Genomic DNA, 3074 nt, shown 5'->3' with positions numbered 1-3074 from the left:
ATATAATATTAATACCATAATAATTAAATGTTAGAGATATAAAGCATTTAATATAACAGTATTAATTTCTTTTATATATATAAGATTATAATTGTAAGTAAAGACATACATGTGATACAATTATATGAAATACAAATGAGGTGAATTTATGATCATAGAAGTTAAGGGAATAAAACCTAATATTGATAAAGAAGCTTTTATTGCACATAGTGCAGATATTATAGGAAATGTATTAATTGATAAAAATTCTAGCATATGGTTTGGGACGGTTTTAAGAGGAGATATAAATTATATACATATTGGAGAAGGAAGTAATATACAAGATAATTCTTCAGTTCATGTTGATTATAATTATCCAGTTAAAATAGGTAATGGTGTTACTATAGGTCATGGAGCGATTATACATGGATGTACTATAGAAGATGAATGTTTAATAGGAATGGGTGCAATAATACTTAATGGTGCTATTATTGGCAAAAATACTATAATAGCTGCAGGAAGTTTAATTTCTCAAAATAAAGTTATACCAGAAGGTGTACTTGTAATGGGAAGCCCTGGAAAAGTAGTTAGAGAACTTAGTAAGGAAGAAATAGAACATATAAAAGCATCAAAACAAAATTATATTGATGCCTCAAATTTATATAAAAAATAGGAGGGCCTTATGATAAGAATAGGAGAAATAAATAATCTAAAGGTAGTTAGAAAAGCAGAATTTGGAGTTTATGTTGATAGGGGAACAGGAAAAACTAGTGATGATATATTAATACCAACAGGAAGTTTAAATGGTAGAGAAGTATCAATTGGAGATGAATTAGAGGTATTTATATACAGAGATTCAAGAGATAGATTAATTGGTACATTAAAAGAGCCTATGGCTAAAGTTGGAGATGTAGCATTTTTAGAAGTTACTTCTATAACTAAAATAGGAGCATTTGTTAATTTTGGATTAGAAAGAGACTTATTAGTTCCATTAAGAGAGCAAAAGTACAAAATGGAAGAGGGAAAAAAATATTTAGTATATATATATGTGGATAAAACAGGAAGATTAGCTGCCACTACAGATATAGATAAATACTTACTTGAAATAGAAGAGCCAAACTTAGGAGATGAAGTTAGTGGAATAGTATATGGGTATCAAACTAATGGTTCTTTAAGAGTAGCTATAGATAATATATATAGAGGAGTTGTTCTTAAAAACGAATATTTTAAGAATATAAATCCTGGTGATGAAATAAAAGGTAAAATAAAGAGAATATATGATGATGGAATAGTTGGACTTTCAATAAGAAATTCTAAGTTACAAGAAAGAGATGAATTAAGTGAAAAAATAATTTCATATTTGAATGAGCATGGTGGAGTTATGCCGTATAATGATAAAACTTCACCAGAAATAATAAGAAAGAAGTTTAATACATCTAAAAATTATTTTAAAATTGCTTTAGGTGGATTAATGAAAAAAGAATTAATTGAGCAAGATGAGTTTGGAACTAGATTAAAGTAATACTTAAAATTTAAATTCCTTAGATAATATATTAATTAAATATTATTATCAAGGAATTTTTTATTTATAAATAAATAAAAAAAATTCATGAATTTTTATAAATATAGTAATGAAAAAATAAATTTTATATTTAGTGAATAAATATAAAATTTATACTATGAAAATGAATAAAAATTTGGTATGCTATTAGTTGCATTTACATAGTAAAAAAAGTTTAATGTAAAACTTATAAGAAGAGGAGATATAAATGACTAAGGAAAAATTTATAGAATTTATGAAAGATTATGCAATTATTACTTTTGGAGTTATTCTTATAGCTTTTGGAATAGAGTATTTTTATGCACCTAATAGTTTAGCCGCAGGTGGATTAAGTGGGTTATCGCTTATTATATATCATTTTATTCCACAAATATCTATGTGGGCAATACAAGCTTTAGGTAATTTAATACTTTTCATTGTTGCATTTATTTTAGTTGGATCAGATTTTGGTTCAAAAACTATATATGCTACTGCTTTGTTAACGGGTATTATGGCATTTATGGAAAAAATAATAGGAGTATATGCTTTTACGAATAACTTAATTCTAGCAGTGATTTTTGGAACGTTAATGGTTTCTTTTGGACTAGCAATAGTATTTCATAGAAATGCCTCTACTGGAGGTACAGATATATTAGCTAAAATTTTAAATAAATATACTAATTTTAATATTGGAATATCATTATTATGTGTAGATTTTTGTGTAACTATAGCTAGTGCATTAACTTTTGGTTTAGATAAAGGTATATATGCCTTTATTGCAGTAATAGCAAATGGAATATTAGTAGATAAATTTGTTTTACTTTTAAACAAAAGAAAAGAAAGTATTATTGAAGAAACAATTGAAATAGCTTAAAACATTTTAAACTATGAAATTAGATTTTTTAATATAATTTCGTAGTTTTTTATATTAATAACAAAATTTCGAAACTATATTTAAACTATTTTAGAAAATTATTAGTATTTTGTAATAAAAATAATTCATTTGAGTAAACTAAATATAATTTATTGTTGAAAGGATGTTTTTTATGAAAAAGTGTCTAATAAGAATAAATATAATATTTTTGTTATTTATATTTCTAGGAAATGGCGTTAAGATATTTGCTAAGGATAATCCTAATAATGTTAATTTTTTGAAAGTAGGAGATAGTGATTGTATTTTAATAAAAAGCAATATAGAAAATATATTAATAGATTTAGGCGAGAAAAAATATGAAAATAATATCTTAGATTATTTAAAAGAAGAAGGTATAGAAGAATTAGATGCAATAATATTAACTAATTTTAAAAATAACAGAATTGGAGCTTTAGATATAATATTGGAAAATTTTAAAATAAATAAAATATTTTTACCTAATTATTGTGATAACAAAGAAAATAAAGATTTAATTATAAAAAATTTAAAAGAGAAAAATATATCTTATGATTTTATAAAAAAGGGATGGAGTTATAATAAAGGTAATATTTATATAGAAGCTAAATTACCTTTAGAAAATATATTTAATAATAATTATAATTCAGTAGTATTATATGGAGT

General features: G+C 23.6%; 4 protein-coding genes. All 4 read left to right on the top strand.

The genetic code is table 11. The features are described from left to right. Window positions 1-148 precede the first annotated feature (148 nt). Window positions 149-652: a gamma carbonic anhydrase family protein gene (locus GBZ86_RS14370; protein ID WP_152891801.1), complete on the top strand. Its 504-nt coding sequence runs from the start codon at window positions 149-151 to the stop codon at window positions 650-652. 9 nt (window positions 653-661) lie between these two features. After that, window positions 662-1501 carry a CvfB family protein gene (locus GBZ86_RS14365; RefSeq protein WP_152891800.1) on the top strand — a complete coding sequence of 280 codons (840 nt, stop codon included), beginning with the start codon at window positions 662-664 and terminating at the stop codon, window positions 1499-1501. Between the two features lie 247 nt (window positions 1502-1748). After that, on the top strand, window positions 1749-2393 hold the full coding sequence (locus GBZ86_RS14360; protein WP_152891799.1) for a YitT family protein: 645 nt from the start codon (window positions 1749-1751) through the stop codon (window positions 2391-2393). Window positions 2394-2565: 172 nt separating this feature from the next. Continuing rightward, window positions 2566-3074 (top strand): MBL fold metallo-hydrolase (locus GBZ86_RS14355; protein ID WP_479690753.1); only part of this gene is annotated, 509 nt, incomplete at its 3' end.

The sequence above is a fragment of the Clostridium tarantellae genome (genome assembly GCF_009295725.1).
Taxonomy (GTDB): Bacteria; Bacillota; Clostridia; order Clostridiales; family Clostridiaceae; genus Sarcina; species Sarcina tarantellae.
The sequence above is the reverse complement of the archived record's forward strand: the minus strand, read 5'-3'. Positions and strand labels throughout refer to the sequence as shown.